The organism is Marinobacter sp. LV10R520-4, from assembly GCF_002563815.1.
GTDB lineage: Bacteria > Pseudomonadota > Gammaproteobacteria > Pseudomonadales > Oleiphilaceae > Marinobacter.
The window spans coordinates 4,052,672-4,074,131 of record NZ_PDJM01000001.1; the positions used below are offsets into that span (position 1 = coordinate 4,052,672).

A 21,460-nucleotide genomic window follows, 5' to 3' on the forward strand; every position below is an offset into this window, starting at 1 on the left:
GCGGATCTTCACCGGCGCTAACACGGGCAGTTGATCGCGCAGGGCATCAATCTCAACTTCCAGCTCGGCTTCGTCAAACAGATGAATCTGGTGTGCGGACTTTTCACTGCTGGCGCCGAACTGCTGAATCCGTTTCCAACGCAGCAGTTCTTCGAGAATCTGAATGGTGTGATCGCGTTGTTTGACCGCTTGGGCGCCTTGCGCAAGAGCGTGATCGCGCTGTTGGATTTCAGCGCTCTTGGCCGCCAGTTCCTGCTGAAGACCTTCGACAACCGACAGCAATTCGGCGGCCGAAAGGCCGCTGATATCGGGTGTTTTTGAAGGTGATTCAGGCTTTAATCTCATGAACAAAGTATAGCAAAAACAACGCTCTAAAGCACGAAAAAAGGGCTAATTAACAGACTCATAATGCAGAATTTTGTGCCCTTTTAACAAGGCAATGCCGTAGCCGTCCAGCAACCAGTTGATCTGCTCGCCCGTCAGTGGCATCAGCTCATCCGAGGCCTTAGGCCACTTGAACTTCTCCTCCGCCAACGCCTTATAATAGAGCACAAAACCGTTGTCTTCCCACATCAGGCACTTGATCTTGTTTCGATGCCGGTTGGTGAAGGCGTAAAGCGCTCCGGTAAACGGATTGTGGCCCAGTTCCTGTTCAACCAAGACTGCCAGGCCCTGGGCCTGCTTACGGAAATCAACGGGCGCTCGGTACAGATAAATCTCTGGCAACGACAAGGACGGGCGTAAATATCGGTGGCGCATCACAGCTGTCTCAGAACAGCGCCGAGCAACTCGATGTTGCCGGTGTGCAGCCCGGTGATGGAGACACCACCGGGCAGTGTCACGGTCAGGCCATCGGCTCCGCCGATGGTAGCGCCAGGAACAGAAACGACCCGAGCGAACCCGGTGACCGTTTGCGCCTGCTCCAGAGAGTCTTCAGTCGGGGCCAGCTTCCGGCGCCAGTAAACGAATTGATGATAAACCAATGACTGCTGCTTGCAGTAAGCGCTGCCGGACACGCCGGAGACTTCCCAGTCAGTAATATGCTGCTGCCAGACGTGTGCTCGTTCGGTTGGGGTCATGCTGATTCCTCATGGAATGGGTGAGGAAGTCAGTGTGTGCAATCGGCGAGCCGAAATGTAGGTGCTGATTTATTGGCGCTTACTGATCCGTAATCCACGCCGCAATGCACTTCAGCGCCGGGCCTTCCATCCCGTCGATGATCATCCCCGACCAAAATGCGAGCTGCTCGTGAAAGCCCGTGACCCTACCATCCTCAGTTAGGTGCCCGGGCAGACCCGCGTACAATCCCTGATCAACAATGTGCCCCCGATACCGGTTTACCAGACCCTGAGGAACCTGCGCCCAAGACAAAGCGTTCGCCGCATTCGGTGCTTCCAGGTACGTCCGGAACGTGGCCAGCTCCGCCAGGCCCAGAAGTAGACCAGCGCCCTGAGTGTCCCAGATCGACTTACCGCCAATACGACGGTACTTGTAGCCGCCGACCCGGAGCATGGCCTCGATGTTATCCAGGAGCCGGTTCGTCCGGGCCAGAATCCCTATCGTCTGACCCTGACGCTCTGCCCGTATTTCCTTGATCCAGATGTCCAGAGCCTCAAACTCATTCTCGGGCTCATCGTAACGACCGTGCTTAACAATCCCTCCAGGCGCCGACATCGATCGAATGTCCTTACGAATTCGCGCCAGGTTGTGACCGATCACCTTGCCGGCAACATCCACAATCTCGGGCGCACACCGGTAGCACTCATCGAGAAAGAAATCCTCTGCGCTCGTCTGCGACGCGAACTCCTGCATACCCTCATTCCCCATTGCGCTGCGAAACCCGTAGATCGATTGATCGTCATCACCCACTACCGTCACTTTGATCCCGCGATCCCAGTGAGCCTTGAGCCACGCCAGCTGAACCGGCGCCGTGTCCTGAAACTCATCAACCAATAAGTGCGTCACCGGCAACGGCTCGATCTCACCCGACTGAAGCTTCAGCACAACCTGCCGCGCCACTTCCGCAAAATCTATCAAGCCGTCTTCAGCCATCAGCGACTGGTAAGTATCAAACAGCTCTACGCATTCCGCAGCACCCTCCTCCGGGTGTAACCGGTTATTCAGTTCGTCTATTACTGACCCCGCCGTTTCCTCGTCGAAGTCAGAACCTGTGCTGGCAATCGAACGACTGATCAGTATCTGGCGCTCAAAAAACTTCGGCGGCCGACGGCCATTCAGAAAAGGGAGGAATTGCTGTCGCGCATAGGCGTCGAACGTCGACACCCGGACGCGACTCATATCTACATTCCCTCCCAGCCGCTCTCGCATTTCCTGAGCCGCCGGGTTCGCAAACGTCACCAGCCCTACAACCGAACCCCTCTGTTCAAGTAGGAACCCTGTCCGAGCCACCAGCAGCGTTGTCTTCCCAGAGCCAGGCCCGGCGATCACACGAACGTAATCGCCACCCGTCCGAGCCCTGTCTTGTTGTTTACTCAAGCCCATCTTGCGCTCCTACTCACTTCTTGCCGGGGGCTATCAGGCCGAAAAACTCATCCGGCTTTGACTCATCTGGTGTCTCGGACTCTTCAGAGCTGAACTCTCCGGACTGAAACTCTTCGCGGTCGGGTTCCGACTCCAGATCAAATTCGGGGGTAGCGCTCAGATCCGAATCCGAAGAAATCGCTTCCGGCTCGGCCTGGCTATCCTCAGGCGCATCAAACATCTTCGGGCTGGCAGAGTGATGATCTTCTTCGCCCGACTCAGGTAACTCCCCGTAATCGCTATCCGAAACATCTTCTGGCTCCTCCGGCATATCGGCGGAGCGCGACGCTACGAATGACTCTGCATAATCATCCGGGTCCGGGTCAGATTCGCTCGCACCAACTGCACCACTCTTTAGCGCCGCACTCAGCAAAGAGGCGTTCCGCCGAGTCTCACTGCGAAGCCCTTGAATCGCCGCAAGCATCTCCTTCTGGACCGCGACACTCTCCGTCACGGACTCACTGAAGGCAGCCAGTATCTGGTGGTCAGCCGACGACCCAGCACCCAACAATTGACTGGCCTGAACTTCCGACTGCGCTTTCGCTTCCCTGTCGCCGCCCTGCTTTTTCTTCACCAGGTTATCCGCTTCTTTCGCCAAGGCTTCAGGGTTTGGAATGTCCTTGAGTAGAACATCGACGCCGCCAGAACCAGCGGTGTAGTACAGATCATCCCCGTACCCGAAGATCCGACCCATGATTCCGATCTCGACGCTGACGCGACGAATATGGATCAGCTTGGTTACCCGGGTGTCCTTCTTGATTAGGCCGTAAACCTCGGTCACCTCTTCATCGGTCAGCGTGTATCGGTTAGCCAGCAAGTCGTAGCCGATTTTGTAGACGCATGAGTACAGGGCAGCCAGTATCCCCGAGCACTGCAATATGAGCTTGACCGGAATCCCCTCCAGCACTTCAGGGCCCACCTCCGCTTCAAGCCAGCCAATGATCATCCCAGGCATGAAAATCATCACCAGCCCGACCGCCAGAATGATCCACTCTTTCCAGAATGCCGCTTAAGCCTGCCTTATGGTTTTACCTGCTCGACTTTGACTGCTCATGCCACTTCCCCTCCAAGCACTTCTTGGTTGCCAGATTCTTTCCGCGGTTGACCAAGACGTTTGGCCGCCTTCTTATTGACCTCTTTCGCATAGGTGATGATCTTCCGAACGCTCGCGTATTCGGCGCGAATCTCGGCCAGCTTCTCTTCCGTCTCCAGCACCTGGTCGATCTCCCAATCTTTTGCGCGAACGGTCAGGCTGTGAGCGCGGTACTTGTTGCCTCGCCCTTTTGTGATGTGAATCGATTTGGGCCGAGAAGACACGGCTCCCGCATGCTTCACAAACCGGAAATGTGTCCACGAAATCTCTAGGCCGCCTTTCCGAGCCCTTACCCATACGTTCAGGCGCCCCTTCTCCCGCGGAGGTCGCCCTGCGTTTTCCCTGTAGTGAAACCGCCAATGTTCATTAGCAACTTCCTGAGCATCACCTGCTAATTCCTTGATACGCTCTTCACACTCAATAATCATCGAATCGAATTTTGTCATTTCCCAACCTTTCTGCCGTTCCGGGAACACTGAGCAATTCCCTCATCAAACATCTTTTAAGCCAAAAACGGCGATGTTAGATGCGGGAGCCAAACCTATGACCCGCATCAGATGCGGGGGGTGCTTAGTTTTCCCGCATCAAACATCTGCCGTGAGATGTTTGATGCGGGAATTACGGACAACTCCCTATTCAGATAAGGCAACCGTCCAAGTAGCGCCACCAACCTTCTATTTCAGAGCCTTCTCCTGACCTGTTCCCGCATCTTGATGAGGGAATCTTTTGCTTTTCCCACATCAAACATCTACTTACTTGATGTTTGATGTGGGAATTGTTCGTCTCTCCCTCATCTTGATGCGGCATGGGTGCTTTTAATGCCTACGTATAAGTCTACCGGCCTTACCAATCGCCACTTACATAACGCCCTTGTTTTTTGGCCGTCGTTTTGCGCTTGCAGTTGAGAGAGCGAGGTTAATCTACTTGTGGGCGGGTTCTCTTTGTGAACCTGTGGGTACACCGTAGGCGGACTCCGAAGGGTCATCTAGCCTGGCATGTGTACCGCTAGTGAACCCACGGGTACACACGGGCCGAAACGGGGCGCGTCGGTAAGCTCACCTGTGTACCGTCAGTGAACCTGTGGGTACATAGGTGCAGCTGAAGAGCTTTCTGGGTCAGAGCTTCGTGTACCGCCAGTGAACCGTAAGCGCCCTTAAACCGACCCACTTGCCCTCAGTCGAACTGCGGCACTTTTTTTGAGACTCGCTCTAGTTTGACGTTCCATGGCAGCAGTGCTTCCAGCTTCTCCAACGTGTCAGCGTCGGCAATGCGCTCCAGAACATGCTGGATATAAACCGACGGTTCCAGTTTGTTCGCTTTAGCGGTTTCGACTAGGGAATAACACGTGGCACTGGCACGGGCGCCCTGGGAGGTATCTGCAAAAAGCCATGCTTTTCGGTTATGCAAAGCTTTGCATAACCGAAATTATCCTCACCCTATAATTATGCAAGGTTTGTTGGGCTATTCCGGCGAAGGCCAGTGGCGACGAAGCTTTTAGCTGTGTTGTAGCTATCGAGCTTTGCATAAAAACAGTGTTTCCTGTGGGCTCGTCCCTAACCGCAGGAGCACACACCATGCCCGCCGATAAAACCCTCACAAACCTTGTTCGCTACAACTGGCTGATTGATAGTCCGCTCGAGAGCGTCGTTTCATCCTACATTAAGGCGCTGCGAGGCCAGCGCTACGCTGATCGCACTATCAGAATCTATTTGGGCTGCCTTGCCCATTTTGGTTTCTGGCTTAAAGCTGAAGAGCTCGAGTTGACGCACGTCGATTCATCCCTTATTAAACGGTTCTTGCGCGAACACCTCCCGGCGTGCACCTGTCCCGTACCCTGCTACGATTCTGTAGGCTGCTCCGGAGCGGCGCTTCGGCATCTGCTCAAAATACTGATGCGTTCACAGCCATCGCCAACGATGGCGAAGGATCCAGTGACGATCGAGCTCACTCGGTTCGCCGAGTACTTAACGGATACTTGCGGGCTATCATCAGCCACCCGTGACAGACGAGCTCAACACGTTGGGGCGTTCCTCTACGACGTAGGCGTTACTGATACCGTGAGCGTCTTGTCGCTGTCGGCGACCGACATAGATGCTTACTTTTCGACGCTGGCGTCGCGCCTACGGCCGGCATCGCTGCGTATCGTGTGCAACAGTCTGCGTAGCTACTTTCGTTACCGTGCCGTGCGCGGTGACGAGACCGACGGGCTAGCGGCAGCGCTTCCACGAATCGCAGACTGGCGCCGGGCCACGTTGCCCAAGGTATTGTCGGACGCCGAACTAACGGCCTTTCTGGATGCCTTCGATCGCACGGACCCCGTTGGCCTGCGTGACTATGCCATCGCGCGCTGCTTGCTTGATCTGGGTTTACGCGGTCACGAAGTAACCTACCTCACGCTGGAGTCGATCGACTGGCGCAGGGCAATACTGACCATCAGCGGTACCAAAAGTAAACGCATTCAACAGCTTCCCCTGCCTGCGTCCACGGGAGAGGCGGTAGCGCAGTATCTGCGACAGGGACGCCCGCAGACGACGAGCCGCAGACTATTCGTCCGGCACCGGGCACCGCTAGACACGCCACTGAGCGTTCCGGCCATTCGCAATTCAATGAACCGCGCCTTTGTTCGTTGCGGTTTGCGCGATCAGTTCTGCAACACACACGTGCTGCGGCGAACGATGGCAACGCAGCTACAGCGCGCTGGGGTCTCAGTCAAAGAGATCGCCGACGTATTGCGTCACAAGAGTCTTGACACTGCCTACAGCTACGCCCGCGTTGACGTGGAGCAATTGCGCGCGATGGCACTGCCGTGGCCCGGGAGCCCGTCATGAGCGCCCGGTTGTCTTGGATGGCGCGGGTCGAAGCGTACCTGGCGTATCGTCGTCGTAACGGATTCGAGCTAACCATCGACGCAACGCAGCTTCAGTCATTTGCCCGTTTCGCGGATGAGGTCTCTCCTGAAGGGCATCTGACGGTGCCGCTCGCTGTCGCATGGGCACAGACTTCGCAGCTTAAGGCGTCGTTTACCTGGGCGCGCCGCATCGGGATTCTTCGCGGTTTCGCCCGCTTTTGCCAGCGCGAGGATCCGGCGACGGAGGTTCCACCGCGAAGTCTCTTTGGTTCGGCCCACCGGCGTCTCGTCCCACACATCTACACAGAAGCCGAACTGTGCACACTGCTTGAAGCCACGCATGGCTTGGCGCCCACCGAGGGATTGCGTCCAGCAACTTGCCGCTGTGTTTTTGGCTTGCTCGCCGCGACCGGGCTACGCATCGCCGAAGCACTGACCCTGACCGCGGCTGACGTCGACATGGACAGTGGCGTTTTGCATATCCGCGAAGCCAAGTTCCATCAGCAGCGTCTTGTACCGCTGCATCCGAGCGTTACCGACTCGTTGCGCGCCTATGCACGACAGCGAGATAGGCTCGTGCCACGGCCATGTTGTGACAAGTTCTTCCTGCGTGATGATGGCAGCGGCGTAAATCAGCCCAGTATGCTGTATGCCTTACAGAGGCTGTGTCAGCAACTGGACTGGCAAACGCGCGGTGACTATCAGCGTCACCGCCTGCATGACATCCGGCACACCTTCATCGTGAGAAGCATGCTGCGCCTCTACGAAGAGGGCGTAGATATTGATCGTGCCATTCTGGCGCTATCAACCTACGTCGGGCACGCCAAGGTGAGCGACACCTACTGGTATGTCACCGGCATTCCCGAACTGATGGCGATCGCCGCCGAACGCTTTCACCTCTATACGCAAGGAGAGACGTCATGAACCCCTTGCTCACCGCTCCCACCGAATTCGGCGCGTTGCTCCAGCGCTTCTTCGCCGAGCGCTTGATCCAGCAACAGAACGTCAGCCCGCGAACAGTCGCTGCCTATCGCGATACCTTCAAGCTCTTGCTGAACTATGCGGGACGCGCAACGGGCAAGCCACCTGCCATGCTGGCACTGTGCGATATCGACGCAACCCTGGTGCTGGATTTCCTCACGCATCTCGAGACCGAACGACACAACACGGTACGCACGCGCAATGCAAGATTGGCGGCGGTTCGTGCCTTTGCCCACTACGTCGCCTCACAAGCGCCGCCAGCTCTGCATCTTGCACAACAGATTCTCGCGATACCGATGAAACGCTTCGAACGACCCATGCTTGAGTTTCTGTCTCGCGACGAGGTTCGCGCGCTGCTTGCAGCCCCGGGTATAACGACCTGGTGCGGGCGCCGCGACACCGCCATGCTCACGGTGCTTTACAACACCGGCGCTCGGGTTTCCGAACTGATCGGCATCCGGGTGGCCGATATCACGTTGGCGGCAACTGCCTCGGTACGCCTGCATGGCAAGGGCCGAAAACAACGAACCGTGCCTCTATGGAAGGAAACGGCGAAGGAAATTCGGCAGTGGCTGAAATACGCCGACTTGCATGTCGAGCAACCCCTCATTCCAAACCGCAGCGGATTGCCAATGACGCGCACCAATGTGGCCGAACGACTGAACCTGGCCGTCAGCACCGCGACAAAGATGTGTCCACAGTTAGCAGGCCGCAGGATCTCGCCGCATACCTGGCGCCATACGACGGCCATGCACCTGTTGCAGGCGGGCGTCGATCTGACCGTGATCGCGTTGTGGCTCGGTCACGAAAGCCCCGTCACCACTCACGGCTATGTCGAAGCGGACATGGGCATGAAGGAGCGGGCCCTTGCCGCCATCACCCCACCTGCGACCCAGCACAAGCGCTACCGCCCGACGGACGCACTCCTCCAGTTCCTGGAAAGTCTCTAAAACTATGCAAGCCTCCGCTCGCGCTCCGCCCCTGAAAACACCGCTTGTGTTCCGACGAACCTTGCATAATTATAGGGTGAGGATAATTTCGGCCAACTGCAAATGGACGGATGGCGTTTTCGGCCAGCACGTTGCTGATCTGTAGGTCGCCCCGTTCGCAGTAACCCACCAAGGTGGGCCACTGGTTCAACGTATAATCCATCGCGGTGCGTGTCAGGGTGCCCTTTGCGACTTTGCCAGCGTTGGCCTCCAGCCAGGTCTTCAGTGTTTTCAGTCTGGGTACACTCAGTTCCTGACGAATGCGGTAACGCTCGGCCACACTCAACGCTTTGATCTTGCGTTCGATAGCGTAAAGCTTGTTGATGTGGCTCAGAGCCACATCGGCTTTGGACACGTTCGTGGGTTTGCCTTTACCTTGAGGCTTGGCCGCTTTGGTGGCCTCCACGAACTTACGTCGGGCGTGATCCCAACAGCCGATCCGGGTGATGCCGTTATTCCGACACACCTTGCCGTAACCTGAGTAGCCATCGGCTTGCAGGATGCCCTTAAAGTCGTCAAGCAGACGCACCGGCACTTTGCCCGCCCGTGAGGGGTCGTATTCAAACAGAACCGACGGTTGCCCTGGCGGGCCACCGCGGGTGAGCCACATCCATTTATCAGACTGCGCCGTTTTACCGTTTTCTTTTAAAACGACCATTCGGGATTCGTCGGCTTGCAAATAATCACCGCTGTTCTGCACTTCGCGCATCAGGTTGATCAGCGGTTTGAACACGTCATCCAGACGGATAACCCAGTGTGCCATGCTGGTGCGGCTGATCTCATGCCCCAGGCGTTTGAGCATGTGTTCCAGACGATACAGAGGCAGGCCATCGGCGTATTTCGAGGTAATGATGTACGCCAGCAACGAGGTGGTGGCCGTGCACTTGCCCAGCGGATGAACCGGGCGGGCAGCTGCCATGATGCGCTCTTCGCCGTCTTGTTCGAACACGGCTTTTTCCTGCCAGTATTCCAGAACTTTCAACTGCGCGGGAATGAACTGAAGCTCTTCTTTGACCTTGGTAAAAAAGGTCTTGCTGGCGCCGACCTTTTCTTCGTCGCTGAGGGTCAGTTCGATGCGCTCGCGCAGCAGTGTCTCCGAGAAGCCACGCTGCCGACGTTTACGGGAGGCCGGCGGTGCACCTTCCTCTTTGACATCGTCGGGCAGTTGATCGCGCAGGGCATCAATCTCAACTTCCAGCTCGGCTTCGTCAAACAGATGAATCTGGTGTGCGGACTTTTCACTGCTGGCGCCGAACTGCTGAATCCGTTTCCAACGCAGCAGTTCTTCGAGAATCTGAATGGTGTGATCGCGTTGTTTGACCGCTTGGGCGCCTTGCGCAAGAGCGTGATCGCGCTGTTGGATTTCAGCGCTCTTGGCCGCCAGTTCCTGCTGAAGACCTTCGACAACCGACAGCAATTCGGCGGCCGAAAGGCCGCTGATATCGGGTGTTTTTGAAGGTGATTCAGGCTTTAATCTCATGAACAAAGTATAGCAAAAACAACGCTCTAAAGCACGAAAAAAGGGCTAATTAACAGCCTCATAATGCAGAATTTTGTGCCCTTTTAACAAGGCAATGTCGTAGCCGTCCAGCAACCAGTTGATTTGCTCGCCCGTCAGTGACATCAGCTCATCCGAGGCCTTGGGCCATTTGAATTTCTCCTCGGCCAGCGCCTTGTAATAGAGCACAAAACCGTTGTCTTCCCACATCAGGCATTTGATCTTGTTCCGATGCTTGTTGGTGAAGGCGTAGAGCGCACCGGTAAACGGATTGTGGCCCAGCTCCTGTTCAACCAATACTGCCAGGCCCTGGGCCTGCTTACGGAAATCAACGGGCGCTCGGTACAGATAAATCTCTGGCAACGACAAGGACGGGCGTAAATATCGGTGGCGCATCACAGCTGTCTCAGAACAGCGCCGAGCAACTCGATGTTGCCGGTGTGCAGCCCGGTGATGGAGACACCACCGGGCAGTGTCACGGTCAGGCCATCGGCTCCGCCGATGGTAGCGCCAGGAACAGAAACGACCCGAGCGAACCCGGTGACCGTTTGCGCCTGCTCCAGAGAGTCTTCAGTCGGGGCCAGCTTCCGGCGCCAGTAAACGAATTGATGATAAACCAATGACTGCTGCTTGCAGTAAGCGCTGCCGGACACGCCGGAGACTTCCCAGTCAGTAATATGCTGCTGCCAGACGTGTGCTCGTTCGGTTGGGGTCATGCTGATTCCTCATGGAATGGGTGAGGAAGTCAGTGTGTGCAATCGGCGAGCCGAAATGTAGGTGCTGATTTATTGGCGCTTACAGTGAACCTGTGGGTACACAAATGACACCCGCCTCCTTACATCTGCCAACCGAACACGCAGAGTGAGCTATGACTTGTGAACCGATGGTGAACCTACAGGTACACCCGAACCTCTTGGAGAATTGAATGTTTATACTGGGAATGGATATTGGCTACTCGAATCTGAAGCTTGTTTGGGGTGACAGTAATGCCAAAAAACCCGCCATGGCTGTGTACCCTTCTGGCGCTGCGCCAACGGATTGCATCTCGACATCTATCACTTCGGGTGGTGATCATGGCGGGTTCAAAGTGAGCGTTAACGGCGAGGAGTATGTGGCCGGTATTGAGCAATCTTCGATCGACGGGTGGGAGCGAGTGCTGTCGAAAGAGTACCCCTTCTCCATCGACTATAAGGCGCTTTTCCATGCCAGCCTGATGGCCACAAAACGCGAAAAAATCGACACCCTGGTGACCGGGCTGCCTGTTGAGCAGTGTGCTGACAAAGCCTATAAAGAGCGTGTTGAAAAGCTTCTTCAGGGCCGTCACGAGATCTCCCCTGGGCGCTTTGTTGTCGTTCATAAAGTCTTCGTTATTCCGCAGCCGGTTGGCGCGTACATCGACTATCTAATGACCTGCGAGAACCCGGCTATTGTTAGTGCGTCACGAGTTCTGGTCATTGACCCCGGTTTTTTCTCGGTCGATTGGTGCGCGATTGATAAGGGTAATTTCGACAAAGCCTCATCCAATTCCAGCCAAGAAGCGATGAGCGTCTTACTGGAAGAGGCCGGAAAACTGGTCACTTTGGATCATGGTCGCCCATTCGATCTGGCCTCAATAGAGGATGCTGCGCGTGGGGATATGCAGGTTCCTGTCTTCGGGAAGATGGTGAACTTGGCCCCTTACCTCACTCTTGCAGCGACCAATGTTGCTGAAACTGTCATGCGGAAAGTCCGCCAAAACCTTCGCCGTTCTAAGGTGCAGGGCGCGGATTTCACCCTTCTTGCCGGCGGCGGTGCAGACCTATACAAGCAATCTGCATCAACGATTATGGAAGGCAGCCAGGTCGTAACGGCTTATGACCCGGTGATCACTAACGCTAAGGGGTTCTTCGAGTATGGCCGCGGATGAAACCATAAGAGTTGTTGTGAAGGTGAACCCTTCCCGACATCCAGAGCTGCATGAGGCGCTCAAAAATAACGATGGCAGGGCTGAGCGGATTCGATCTCTCGCCCTTATGGCTCTTTCTGGCATCGCCGTTGCAGGCGATGTTAGGCCCGATCCCGACGGCTCCAGCGGTCAACGCACCAAGCGGAAACCAGCCGGCAACCAGATTAAGGGGGAGAGCCCAACTTCTGAGTCAGCCAGCGCTGTTAATGATGACAATGCTAAATCTGTTGCTGCTTTACCATCCAAGCCGGAGCCAGAACCCGAGGAAGATCCACAAAAAGACCTTATAGCCTCCGTTGTGAGTGGGCTAAAAAAATCTAGTTTCTAGGGTTGCAGATAGAAAGTTGCGTGGATACTGGTAGTGAGATAAACAGAAAAAAAGGTGCAATATGAAACTCAACAAAATGACATTGATTGCAATCACCCTGGCCGTTGGCGCACTCGGTGCCGGTTGTTCTTCTACTTACAAGCCGCCCCAGGTGGCGGATACGTTGATCTGGACTTCCGACTCTGAAGAAGAGCGCCCCATGTGGACGCTGACAGGTGAGATTCAGGAAGATGCCAGCGAGGAGGTTGTTCGATTCGTTGGAATGAGTAACCGACACAGCACTCAGAAAGGTGCGCGTGATGCGGCCATGGATGATGCTCGCCGGCAGGTTGCCAATTACGCAACCACCGAGGTTGAGGATGTTGTCACGCGAATGGAGAAAGGCGGAAGTCTTCAGAGCAACATCCTAGATCCCATGCAGAAGCTGGAGCGTGTCACAACCCAGGTTTCAGTTCACGCCTTAAGCAAGATGAAGCCGGTCGACTGGCGCTTCGAGCAGTGGGGAGATAAGGCAAAGGGCAAAACATTCTTCCAGGCCTTTGTTCGTGCGTCCGTCCCTGAGAGCACCTTTGACGTTCAGGAAAACGAAATCGTGAGCGCTCTGGAGGTGGAGTGATGTTCGCCCTGCGCTCGCTGGCGATCGCCACAATCGTTCTTGCGGTAACTGGTTGTGCGTCAGGCCCGGTAGCTCAGGATCGCAGTGGGCTGCCAGCCTGGACGACAAAAACCCAGTTTGTTGACGCCGCGGCGTCCCATCAGGTCTTTGTTGGTATTGGCCAGGCATCCATTGAGCCGGAGGCAAAGCGTCGGGCAAGAAGTGACGCCCAGGCTCAGTACATCCGGGCGGTGGGCGGAACAGTCGTGACCAGCCAACGGATACGGGAGTCAGGGAAGTCTGATTCCGACGGGATCTCTCAGCGATCGGTTTCTAGTGAGCGTTACACGGGTTCCACCTCATCTGCCCTACTCCACAGCACGCAGTCGGAGTATGTGGTTTATAGGGACGAAGGATCCATTACTGTTTATGTCCGGATGAGCGTTCCAATCGACGTTCTGAAGGATGCCAGAGAGGAAGTTAAGCGGAGTCACGAGCAGGCAATTATGCGGAAGTTGGAAGCGTACAAACTTGCGAAGGAGTCCCGCCAGGGAGATGTGGACGGCACCGTTTATGCGTTTGTCGTTGGGAAATCATCGTCAGATCGACAGTCAGGCATGTCCGCCATCTCGGTTGAGCGCACAGCTCGGGAACGTGCCCGGCACGATGCCAAGGTGTCAGCAACAGAACAGATTCACGGTCTGAATGCAAAGTCAGCAACCGTCCAATCTGGTAGCCGCTCTAATTGGAGCTACACAACATCTTCAGGCACCGTGCGATCGGAAGTTATTGCTGAGCGAATCTGGTGGGAAGGAAACACCGCCGTAGCAGAGAGCTATGTGCTTGGCTGGAAAAATCTGGAGTAATGTATGAGCACTATATTTCGAACCCTTACCTTTGCTTTAGCTGCGATGACTGCTCAGGCGGCAACTGCGAGCACGCAGGTTACTGTCGGGGCGACTGCGGCCAATCGTGACGCAGCCATCGAGCTGGCCCTGGGCGACGCCCTGGTTGAGGCCCTTGGTAGTCATGTCTTTTCTGTTTCAACAAAGACCGGCGACTCGTTTAACTCGATGTCTACATCGGTTACCGCTGGACGCATTGATGACTTCGAGGTGCTGGAAGAGTATGAGACTTTCGACGGTGTGCATGTTCGCCTATCGGTGAATCTCACAGATCAGAATTTGTCGCGCATCGCCCCGAAAGAAATCAAGACGTGGGAACAGCGAATCGACGAAACGCATTCCTTGGACATGGCGCAGAGAACCGTTGGCAATTACCGTCGAGTGCTTGATGAATTTCTTGTTGGCCCGCGAAATCAGTTAAACGCAGGGTATGCCTTTGTTCTGAGATCCTACGACGCTCGCGCTGTTGATACTGGCTCTATAAGCGGCAACATCTATGTCGATGTGACAGTCAATCAATCCTGGTGGAACACCTATTATCACCTAGTGAGTGTACTGGCACCGCAAGGCAGCCAGGTGTTGGATGAGGGGCCTCTAAAGGTTCATCGCAATGTTGCCCGGGTGGATCTTGAAAAGAGCGGTCGGGTGGATAGAACCTTGCAGTATGATTTGGCCCATCCCCTGCCCGTGCGCCTATCAGTTGGCGGACTGACTTCTCAGTTTATTCTTTATAAGAACGCGTTACTCATCTCAGCTCAGCCGATGACGTTGGATACCGCCACGAACAACCATCAGGTAGGCCAGGCGCGGCGTGGAGAGATATCTATGATGAAGGGCAATGTTGCAGGCGGCACCGCAGTGGTAGATCGCTACAAGTCAGCCCTTTCTTGCGGATCAGTAGTGAGATATGAGTCTGCTGTCTATTGTGGCGAGAGGTTCACCATCAAAATCCCTTTTGACGCGAGAAACGAGTCAGAAGTGATTGAGATGATGAATGAAGGGTTGAATGCGGAGCTCAATCTATTCGGCTCGGCTTGCGAGAAAGACTGTGACATTTTCAAAGAGAAAACATTTCATGACATGAGTGAGTCTGAGCTGATAATAGAAGCAATCCAGAGTGCTCGCTCCCGCAATCACCGCCGATACTAACGGCTGGTTAGCCCGCACTTGCAGTTTCGATGCCCCATGAGAATCTCTAGCTAACACTAAATTTGTTGGAGGCATCAGTGGATATAAAAGTTTCAGATCATCGAGTAACTCAGTTAGCGCCCGCAAACAAACCAAACTGTGAAGAGGTGGCACCCATTGATCCATCGGGCGGGCAGCCTATGGAACACCAGATAGCTAGGGACATTGGCTTTTCGCTGACGAGTCTATTTCGGGCTGCTGGAAAACGGCCAGACATCTGGAGTGCCGCGCTAAAACGGATGGCACCTCACAGCCCCACGCAAGCTCGTCGTGCATTCAGACAATTCATGTCCTGGAATAATAATCAGAGAAGTAAGGCGATGTCTGCACTTGAGATTGCCATTGACCGGGCCGCCGATGATCAGGGCGAGCTACTCCAAGGCGTGATCAGTAAATACCAGTTGTCTCCGGGTCTGGCCCATACGCTATTCGCGTGTTGGCCTGCGTCCGAGCGCGACGCCATCAGCGAGCCTTACAATCGGTGGCGCGATGCCGTTAACAAGCTCGTGAACAAATACCAGCGACTGGCCTTTAAGCTGGCCAACCAGCAACGGCAAAGAACTGGGGGAGATGAAGAGTGGGTGTCGTACGCATTCTTTGCGCTGATAAAGGCCGCGGAGATGTACGACGACCCGGGCAAGGCAGAGTTCATGACCTTTGCATACCGGTGGATCCAGTATGAGCTAAAGAAGACGTCTGAGCGCGAATATGAAAGCGCTAAACTTACATCGCTCACACTGGACACGCACAGTGAAGCCAAACTCCTCTTAAACGGAGACGAGAAAGCTCTAGTTGGTCTAATGGCAAACCCCGATCAACAGTTTATGGCTGTCAATCGAGCGAAGGAGGTTTGTTCAGTAATCAGCCTGCTCACCGAGCGTGAGCGATTCGTCATACGACGGCTCTATGGGTTAAACGAGGAAGAGCTGACCTCAACGGCAGACCAGATATCTCGAGATATTGGAGTAACCAGAGCAAGAATTTACCAGATCAAAGCTTCTGCTTTTTCAAAGATACGGCAAAGGTATCCGCTATGACTGCAAAACAAATTTTCTTCGGCCTCCTAGTCGCCATTACCGGCATTGGTTCCGCATCAGCTTGGGACTTCGACCGAACACGAGCTGCGGACATTATGGATCGCGCATCCAACGACGGCGATCAGACCGCACAACTTCTCCTGGCTTTCGCCCTGGATGACCGGGTTCAGACCATCTTCGATAACTACCAGTTTCGCCTGCCCGTCGTTACCGACGAAAGCAGTCTGCACGTTAGGTACCTTCACCCCGAACACCTCTACGAAAACCTAATGGCCGGTCATGGAAGTGCCTCCAAAGAAAGCTTTATGGTTTATTCTGTGCAGGGGTCGTTTGCCCTAGATCGAAAGAAGTATTGGATGGCTGCCAACTACTACGGCATGGCGGCAAGCATCGGGCGCAAATTACTCAACGGAGGCATGCACCCAGAGATCAGCGCGGTGACGCAAGACGCTCAAGCCGGCAAGGTTGCAGCGACAGTGTGTAATGGAGATACGCCTCGACAGAACTCTGCAAACAAGATCGCGTCGATGTTGCGACGCATGCCCGCTTCGGACATGGCTGCCGACTACCTGTCGTTTATTGAGAGAAAAAGCTACGGATCACCTAGCTCGTTCTCGATGAAAGGTGCGGGATGTTTTAACGCGCCCCTGCATAATGCGACCGTAATTTTGCCGCTAGCACCTTACAACTATGAGACAAACACCCGTAAAGCGACGACCGTGTTGCGATAGCCGCATCTATTTTCAAGCATCCTCCTCGACGCTAGTGGAGCACTGTATTTTCCGAAATAAGGACAATTCCGACGACCAACCCCCAGCTCATAACCTCAATGGCGTAATGAATCAGTTTTTTGGGCTGGTACTGAGAGTGGCTTAGCAGTCCGAGCTTGTCGTTCCTGAGATTCCCTACCAACCGGTCATTGAACATCTCAATAGCGACTGAGGTGATATTGCAGTCTTGGTACTCATAAAACTCAGTGATGACATTTCTGGCGTTGACCAAATGTGCGTTACCTGGAGCGCAGTCATCCAAATGATCCATCTGAACAATAGCTTCAGTAAAAATTTCCAGGATAATTTTAAATTTATCCACTGAAATATGATTACCGTGGCCTGCGAGCAGGTTGCTAAGGATTATTGATACGTGAGTTTCAAGTGCTGTGTCGCGCATTGCTGGTTCCTACCGCGTGTGAGTTCACACCACTATGCCTGCGTGCTCCCAATAACTAAGTTTTGCACTCCCCTGCAGAACGGCGGCAGTTTTATGCGGTCGTTCGGTGCTTGCACCTACAAAAAAAGTCTTACAGTAGTTTAAAGGCTCGGTCGTTGCCGCCTCCGGTGAGGCGTTTCCAAACGTCCAGATAGATCCGATCTAGTAATCACGGGAGATTGTCATGTTCTTGACCAATAACGAAGTAGTGAGGCTAACCGGAAGGCACCGGCGGACTCAACAAAAGCAAGTTCTGGAAGCCCTTGGGATTGTATATATCGAAAACGGCATTGATGAACTGGTGATTTCAACGGTTCACGTTGAACGCGTTTTGTCGGATATAACTCATCACGGCATCGAAACCGGGCCGAATTTTAATGCGTTAAGGAAGGTTTCATGAGCCCAAAGCCACGATCCCGTAATCAGGACATGCCAACGTATGTACATTGGAAGAACGGCAAATGGAGATTCAAAACACCCGCACATCTGCGCAACTACGTTCCAGGAAGGAAGACGTGGATCACTCTGAGCACTGACAAGAAAGAGGCGCTAAAAAAGTATGCAGAACTGGTTGGCAATTTGTCTGCAGAATCCGGTATGAGCAAGCTGTTTAATCGATACGCTGCAGAGGTGATCCCCTCAAAGGCACCTCGCACTCAGAAGGACAATACAAAAGAGTTGAAGAAATTGCGGAGCGTGTTTGGCGAAATGCACCCCAGCGAGCTTTCAACCATGCACTGTCAACAGTATCTGGATAAACGTGGAGACTCGTCCAAAACTCAGGCCAATCACGAAATCGCGCTGCTCTCGCACATTTTTCGCAAAGCCATGCAGTGGGGGGTTGTTGATCGCAACCCAGTTAAGGGCGTCGAAAAGCACAAAGCCATTGCGCGAGACAGATACGTAGAAGACTGGGAGCTCGACGAATTCCTGTCTGTTTCAACGCCGTTTATTTTGGCCTGGGTAGACGTGAAAATGATGACTGGTTTGCGCCAGGGCGATATGCTGGCCATGCTGCTGAGTTCCCTGCGGGATGACGGCATACGTTTCAAAAGTAGAAAAACTGGGCGCAAGGGCTTCATACCGTGGACGCCAGAGCTAAAAATGGCAGTAACTGCACTGAAGGCCTGCAATCAAAAACAAGGGTTGACGATCGTCTGTGACCGCAGTGGCAAACCGATGAGTGACAGCGCGTTTCAGAATCGTTGGCGAGCAGTGATGATCCGTGCGCTTGAAAGCACAGATCTGGTTGAGCGGTTTACCGAGCACGACTTGAGAGCTAAACACGCAACTGACGTAGATGCTGCGGGCGGCGATGCCACAGCAAACCTTCTGCACGATGACAAGCGCACAACAGATGGTTATTTGAGGGCAAAGAAAGCCGTGACTATTAAGGCCTGGAATCGGAAAAAATCGGAAGGATAATATACAACTGTATATTATAGAGGATATACAAGAACTTTAGCGACCTATCAGCAGTTAAGAGAAGCCCCTCTAACTAACTGTATTCAAAGAAAAAATGGCGGTGGGTCAGGGATTCGAACCCCGGGAGGACTATTAATCCTCGGCGGTTTTCAAGACCGCTGCATTAAGCCACTCTGCCAACCCACCATATTCTTCCGTTACTGCCTAGCGACAGCCGGGGGAATGATACCGGAATTCTTATCTCTGTCAACGCCCTGCACAAAATTCAGGGTTAGAAACTGCAAAGAGTCAGCCCCACAGTTAAACCAGAGCCACCACAGAGGTAAACCATAGCTACAACATAGTGCAACAAGAGTTACGTCAAATAGTGCAACAAGAGTTACGTCAACTTAATGAAATTTTTCAAACTTGCAATTGTCACAGTAGTTACCGAAAAACCCGACAAAATTAACCGTTTAATGATTGAAAGTTGTGAAATCGACATTACTATGAGCTACAGTGATTGCCCCACTTAAAAGGGCATCTAGCTGGCTTGAATGGAACTCAGATGGTTCAGATGGCACCCAGAAATATTAATCGGAGATGACAATGGAAAACAGACAGTACAACGTTCCACAGAGTTCTAGCGGCAAGATTGCCCGCGGATCCGCTACCGCACCCATCAGTGCTTCGGCGACGAAAGTGCTGCGCAACACTTACACGTTACTGGCAATGACGCTGGCGTTCAGTGCTGTTATGGCGGCTGTTGCCATGTCGATTGGCCTGGGCCAGGGCGCAAGCCTGATGTGCATGCTTGGCGCTATTGCTCTGGTGTGGTTTGTATTGCCACGTACAGCCAACAGCTCTGCCGGTATTGCCGTGGTGTTCGCATTCACCGGTCTGCTGGGTCTTTCACTGGGCCCGACTCTGCTGTACTACCTCCAGTTCTCGAATGGCGGGCAGATTGTCACCCAAGCTCTTGGCGGAACCGCGCTGGTGTTCTTTGCGCTTTCTGGCTACGTTCTGACCACCAAAAAAGACTTCAGCTTCATGCGCGGCATGTTGGTTGCGGGCTTGGTTGTGGTACTTGTCGCGATGGTAGGTGGCATAGTCGCCAGCATGTTTGGTGTTGAGATAACAGCCTTCAGCCTTGCCCTTAGCGCTGCTATCGTGCTACTGATGTCAGGCTTCATCCTGTACGACACAAGCCGTATCGTTAACGGTGGCGAAACCAACTACATCATGGCAACCACAGGGCTGTACCTGAACATCTATAACCTGTTCCTGGCCTTGCTGCACCTGCTGGGCGCATTCGGTGGTAACGACTGATTTAATCTGGTTTTAACGTAACCCGAAGCCCCGGCATTTGCCGGGGTTTTTGTTATCAGACAAGATTCGAAACCATGGCTGACATTTTTCTGCAAACCTACACACTGGTCATAACCGGTGCCCCCTACTCATCCCAGGCCCCTCAAACCGCGCTGGACTTCGCCCGTGCGGCCGTTGCCGCAGGTCACCAGATTGATCGTGTCTTTCTCTACGGCGATGGCGTTCACATCGCCTCGGCGCTGGCATGCCCGCCTTCTGATGAGCCCCATTGGCCCCGGCTATGGTCGGAATTCTTGGCAGAGCATGGCATTCCAGCCGTGGCCTGTGTGGCTTCGGCCCTGCGCCGCGGCCTGGTCGACAGCGGCGAGCAACAACGCTATGAGTTACCTGCGCACAACATTCTGGCGCCGTTCGAAATTGCCGGGCTGGGCGAGTGGGTGGAAGCCAGCGCTTGCAGCAAAGTTCTTTATTTTCACAGTGGGGCCTGACCATGACGACGTTGATTGTGATTGACCAGGCACCCTATGGCAGCTGGAGCGGTCGCGAAGGTCTGGATATGGCGTTTTCCCTGGCCGCCTTTGACCAAAGCTGTGCCTTGTTGTTCAGCGGCGCGGGTGTGAACTGGCTGCGCGCGGGACAGCAACCCGATGGCCTGGGCCAGAAGTCTGTGGCCCAAAATCTGGGAGCGGCTGCTATTTTTGGTGTTGAAGCTCTGTATGCCGACACCCGGGCTTGTCAACGCTATGGGCTGGCCGATGACGCTGTGATTGCTGGCATAACCCTGATAACACCTGACCAGGCGTTCATGACGGGTTTCGAAAATGTCACTTTCGCCGGCTGAACATTTACAACCATTGGACCACCTTATGAGCCAGTCTGTTGCAGACTTACCCGTCCAGATTCACACCCTGCACATACTGAACAAGACAGCGGAGCACCCCAGGGCAGCACAGTGCCTTGCAACGCTGGCCGCTGCAGACACGGTGCTGCTGATTGAAAACGCGGTGTTAAGCGCGTCTGAAGTGACTACTGCAGCGCCCTGCCCGGTGTTCATGCTGGCCGCCGACGCCCGCGCCCGCGGTTTGACTGCTACAGCGGATGCAAGCACGGAAGTGGCGGGCGTTAAACCACAGATTAGCTACGAGCAGATGGTGCAGTTAAGCGCCCTGGCCACACGGATCATAAGCTGGTGATATCGATGATCAACGCAAGCAACATGCCGTTACGCAATAACGAAGGTTTTCTGGAAGATGCCCACAGCTGGACGCCACAGGTCGCCGAGCGCATCGCCGCCGATAACGGTCTGGAGCTGTCGCCGGCCCACTGGGAAGTTGTGCGGTTTTTGCGGAATTTTTATCAGCAGCACGCCATGTCACCGCCGTCAAACCGGCTGTTTGTAAAAGCGGTGAAGGAAGTTCTGGGTGAAGACAAAGGCAACAGTATTTACCTAATGCAGCTGTTTTCCGGTACTCCGGCCAAAAGCGCCTGCCGCGTTGCGGGTTTGCCAAGGCCTACTAATTGTTTGTGAGGCTAGGACCGGGGACAGATTTTAAATCTGTCCCCTATGTTG

Annotated in this window: 25 protein-coding genes, 1 tRNA gene and 3 pseudogenes; 17 read left to right on the forward strand and 12 right to left on the reverse strand. The window is 54.3% G+C overall.

Features of this window, described 5'->3' with window-relative positions; translation table 11 throughout:
• Positions 1–24: 24 nt before the first annotated feature.
• The 7 genes and pseudogenes from ATG98_RS19675 to ATG98_RS19705 all read right to left on the reverse strand — a co-directional run.
• A pseudogene (locus ATG98_RS19675) lies at positions 25–345 on the reverse strand (IS66 family transposase); the annotation flags it as partial.
• A 45-nt stretch (positions 346–390) separates the two neighbouring features.
• A complete protein-coding gene (tnpB, locus tag ATG98_RS19680) occupies positions 391–759 on the reverse strand; it encodes an IS66 family insertion sequence element accessory protein TnpB (protein WP_098424149.1) in 369 nt (122 codons plus the stop codon).
• Positions 759–1,079, reverse strand: coding sequence for an IS66 family insertion sequence element accessory protein TnpA (gene tnpA, locus ATG98_RS19685; RefSeq protein ID WP_098418107.1), 321 nt, complete (start codon positions 1,077–1,079; stop codon positions 759–761). The genes tnpB (ATG98_RS19680) and tnpA (ATG98_RS19685) overlap by 1 nt, the downstream gene beginning before the upstream one ends.
• A gap of 79 nt (positions 1,080–1,158) precedes the next feature.
• The gene (locus ATG98_RS19690; protein WP_098418653.1) at positions 1,159–2,502 is read right to left on the reverse strand and encodes a UvrD-helicase domain-containing protein; all 1,344 of its coding nucleotides are present in this window, start codon (positions 2,500–2,502) and stop codon (positions 1,159–1,161) included.
• Between the two features lie 13 nt (positions 2,503–2,515).
• Positions 2,516–3,505, reverse strand: a complete 990-nt coding sequence (locus ATG98_RS19695; RefSeq protein WP_098424150.1) for a PH domain-containing protein — start codon at positions 3,503–3,505, stop codon at positions 2,516–2,518.
• An 86-nt stretch (positions 3,506–3,591) separates the two neighbouring features.
• Positions 3,592–4,080, reverse strand: a complete 489-nt coding sequence (mobI, locus tag ATG98_RS19700; protein WP_143751135.1) for a conjugative transfer protein MobI(A/C) — start codon at positions 4,078–4,080, stop codon at positions 3,592–3,594.
• Positions 4,081–4,807: 727 nt separating this feature from the next.
• A pseudogene (locus tag ATG98_RS19705) lies at positions 4,808–5,032 on the reverse strand (IS66 family transposase); the annotation flags it as partial.
• A 533-nt stretch (positions 5,033–5,565) separates the two neighbouring features.
• Between ATG98_RS19705 and ATG98_RS19710 the strand changes: the two are divergent.
• Genes ATG98_RS19710 through ATG98_RS19720 form a run of 3 tightly spaced genes read left to right on the forward strand, consistent with a single transcriptional unit; the run spans position 5,566 to position 8,413 of the window.
• Positions 5,566–6,462, forward strand: a complete 897-nt coding sequence (locus ATG98_RS19710) for a site-specific integrase (RefSeq protein ID WP_228706219.1) — start codon at positions 5,566–5,568, stop codon at positions 6,460–6,462.
• Positions 6,459–7,406, forward strand: coding sequence for a tyrosine-type recombinase/integrase (locus ATG98_RS19715; protein ID WP_098424153.1), 948 nt, complete (start codon positions 6,459–6,461; stop codon positions 7,404–7,406). The genes ATG98_RS19710 and ATG98_RS19715 overlap by 4 nt, the downstream gene beginning before the upstream one ends.
• Positions 7,403–8,413: a tyrosine-type recombinase/integrase gene (locus ATG98_RS19720; RefSeq protein ID WP_098424154.1), complete on the forward strand. Its 1,011-nt coding sequence runs from the start codon at positions 7,403–7,405 to the stop codon at positions 8,411–8,413. Before ATG98_RS19715 ends, ATG98_RS19720 begins: the two co-directional genes overlap by 4 nt.
• Before the next feature lie 88 nt (positions 8,414–8,501).
• Here the strand turns inward: ATG98_RS19720 and tnpC are convergent.
• The 3 genes and pseudogenes from tnpC to tnpA (ATG98_RS19735) all read right to left on the reverse strand — a co-directional run.
• Positions 8,502–9,938, reverse strand: a pseudogene (tnpC, locus tag ATG98_RS19725) (IS66 family transposase); the annotation flags it as partial.
• Positions 9,939–9,977: 39 nt separating this feature from the next.
• A complete protein-coding gene (tnpB, locus tag ATG98_RS19730; RefSeq protein WP_098424155.1) occupies positions 9,978–10,346 on the reverse strand; it encodes an IS66 family insertion sequence element accessory protein TnpB in 369 nt (122 codons plus the stop codon).
• Positions 10,346–10,666, reverse strand: a complete 321-nt coding sequence (tnpA, locus tag ATG98_RS19735; RefSeq protein WP_098418107.1) for an IS66 family insertion sequence element accessory protein TnpA — start codon at positions 10,664–10,666, stop codon at positions 10,346–10,348. Before tnpA (ATG98_RS19735) ends, tnpB (ATG98_RS19730) begins: the two co-directional genes overlap by 1 nt.
• A gap of 209 nt (positions 10,667–10,875) precedes the next feature.
• Between tnpA (ATG98_RS19735) and ATG98_RS19740 the strand changes: the two genes are divergently transcribed.
• From ATG98_RS19740 to ATG98_RS19770, 7 genes are all read left to right on the forward strand, one after another.
• Positions 10,876–11,856 carry a ParM/StbA family protein gene (locus ATG98_RS19740; RefSeq protein WP_098424156.1) on the forward strand — a complete coding sequence of 327 codons (981 nt, stop codon included), beginning with the start codon at positions 10,876–10,878 and terminating at the stop codon, positions 11,854–11,856.
• On the forward strand, positions 11,843–12,223 hold the full coding sequence (locus tag ATG98_RS19745; RefSeq protein WP_098424157.1) for a hypothetical protein: 381 nt from the start codon (positions 11,843–11,845) through the stop codon (positions 12,221–12,223). Before ATG98_RS19740 ends, ATG98_RS19745 begins: the two co-directional genes overlap by 14 nt.
• A 61-nt stretch (positions 12,224–12,284) precedes the next feature.
• Positions 12,285–12,839, forward strand: a complete 555-nt coding sequence (locus ATG98_RS19750; protein WP_098424158.1) for a hypothetical protein — start codon at positions 12,285–12,287, stop codon at positions 12,837–12,839.
• A complete protein-coding gene (locus ATG98_RS19755; protein ID WP_098418659.1) occupies positions 12,839–13,684 on the forward strand; it encodes a hypothetical protein in 846 nt (281 codons plus the stop codon). The genes ATG98_RS19750 and ATG98_RS19755 overlap by 1 nt, the downstream gene beginning before the upstream one ends.
• Before the next feature lie 3 nt (positions 13,685–13,687).
• Complete coding sequence (locus ATG98_RS19760) at positions 13,688–14,872, forward strand: hypothetical protein (protein WP_098418660.1); 1,185 nt, start codon at positions 13,688–13,690, stop codon at positions 14,870–14,872.
• A 359-nt stretch (positions 14,873–15,231) separates the two neighbouring features.
• Positions 15,232–15,948, forward strand: coding sequence for a sigma-70 family RNA polymerase sigma factor (locus ATG98_RS19765; RefSeq protein WP_179888230.1), 717 nt, complete (start codon positions 15,232–15,234; stop codon positions 15,946–15,948).
• A complete protein-coding gene (locus tag ATG98_RS19770; protein WP_098418662.1) occupies positions 15,945–16,679 on the forward strand; it encodes a hypothetical protein in 735 nt (244 codons plus the stop codon). The genes ATG98_RS19765 and ATG98_RS19770 overlap by 4 nt, the downstream gene beginning before the upstream one ends.
• Positions 16,680–16,710: 31 nt before the next feature.
• On the opposite strand, the gene ATG98_RS19775 is transcribed toward ATG98_RS19770, so the two are convergent.
• Positions 16,711–17,118: a hypothetical protein gene (locus tag ATG98_RS19775; protein ID WP_098418663.1), complete on the reverse strand. Its 408-nt coding sequence runs from the start codon at positions 17,116–17,118 to the stop codon at positions 16,711–16,713.
• A 223-nt stretch (positions 17,119–17,341) separates the two neighbouring features.
• On the opposite strand from ATG98_RS19775, the gene ATG98_RS19780 reads away from it, so the two are divergent.
• Positions 17,342–17,557, forward strand: coding sequence for a DUF4224 domain-containing protein (locus tag ATG98_RS19780; protein WP_098418664.1), 216 nt, complete (start codon positions 17,342–17,344; stop codon positions 17,555–17,557).
• Positions 17,554–18,582 (forward strand): tyrosine-type recombinase/integrase, encoded by a 1,029-nt coding sequence (locus ATG98_RS19785; RefSeq protein WP_098418665.1) that lies wholly within the window; start codon positions 17,554–17,556, stop codon positions 18,580–18,582. Before ATG98_RS19780 ends, ATG98_RS19785 begins: the two co-directional genes overlap by 4 nt.
• Before the next feature lie 95 nt (positions 18,583–18,677).
• Here the strand turns inward: ATG98_RS19785 and ATG98_RS19790 are convergent.
• Positions 18,678–18,768: transfer RNA gene (locus ATG98_RS19790), tRNA-Ser, on the reverse strand.
• Between the two features lie 402 nt (positions 18,769–19,170).
• Here ATG98_RS19790 and ATG98_RS19795 point away from each other — a divergent pair.
• From ATG98_RS19795 to ATG98_RS19815, 5 genes are all read left to right on the forward strand, one after another.
• Positions 19,171–19,890 (forward strand): Bax inhibitor-1/YccA family protein, encoded by a 720-nt coding sequence (locus ATG98_RS19795; RefSeq protein ID WP_098418666.1) that lies wholly within the window; start codon positions 19,171–19,173, stop codon positions 19,888–19,890.
• Positions 19,891–19,964: 74 nt separating this feature from the next.
• Complete coding sequence (gene tusD, locus ATG98_RS19800) at positions 19,965–20,378, forward strand: sulfurtransferase complex subunit TusD (RefSeq protein ID WP_098418667.1); 414 nt, start codon at positions 19,965–19,967, stop codon at positions 20,376–20,378.
• A 2-nt stretch (positions 20,379–20,380) separates the two neighbouring features.
• The gene (locus ATG98_RS19805; protein WP_098418668.1) at positions 20,381–20,731 is read left to right on the forward strand and encodes a DsrE family protein; all 351 of its coding nucleotides are present in this window, start codon (positions 20,381–20,383) and stop codon (positions 20,729–20,731) included.
• Positions 20,732–20,756: 25 nt separating this feature from the next.
• Positions 20,757–21,083, forward strand: a complete 327-nt coding sequence (locus ATG98_RS19810) for a DsrH/TusB family sulfur relay protein (RefSeq protein ID WP_228706220.1) — start codon at positions 20,757–20,759, stop codon at positions 21,081–21,083.
• Positions 21,084–21,088: 5 nt separating this feature from the next.
• Positions 21,089–21,418: a TusE/DsrC/DsvC family sulfur relay protein gene (locus tag ATG98_RS19815; RefSeq protein WP_098418669.1), complete on the forward strand. Its 330-nt coding sequence runs from the start codon at positions 21,089–21,091 to the stop codon at positions 21,416–21,418.
• Positions 21,419–21,460 lie beyond the last annotated feature (42 nt).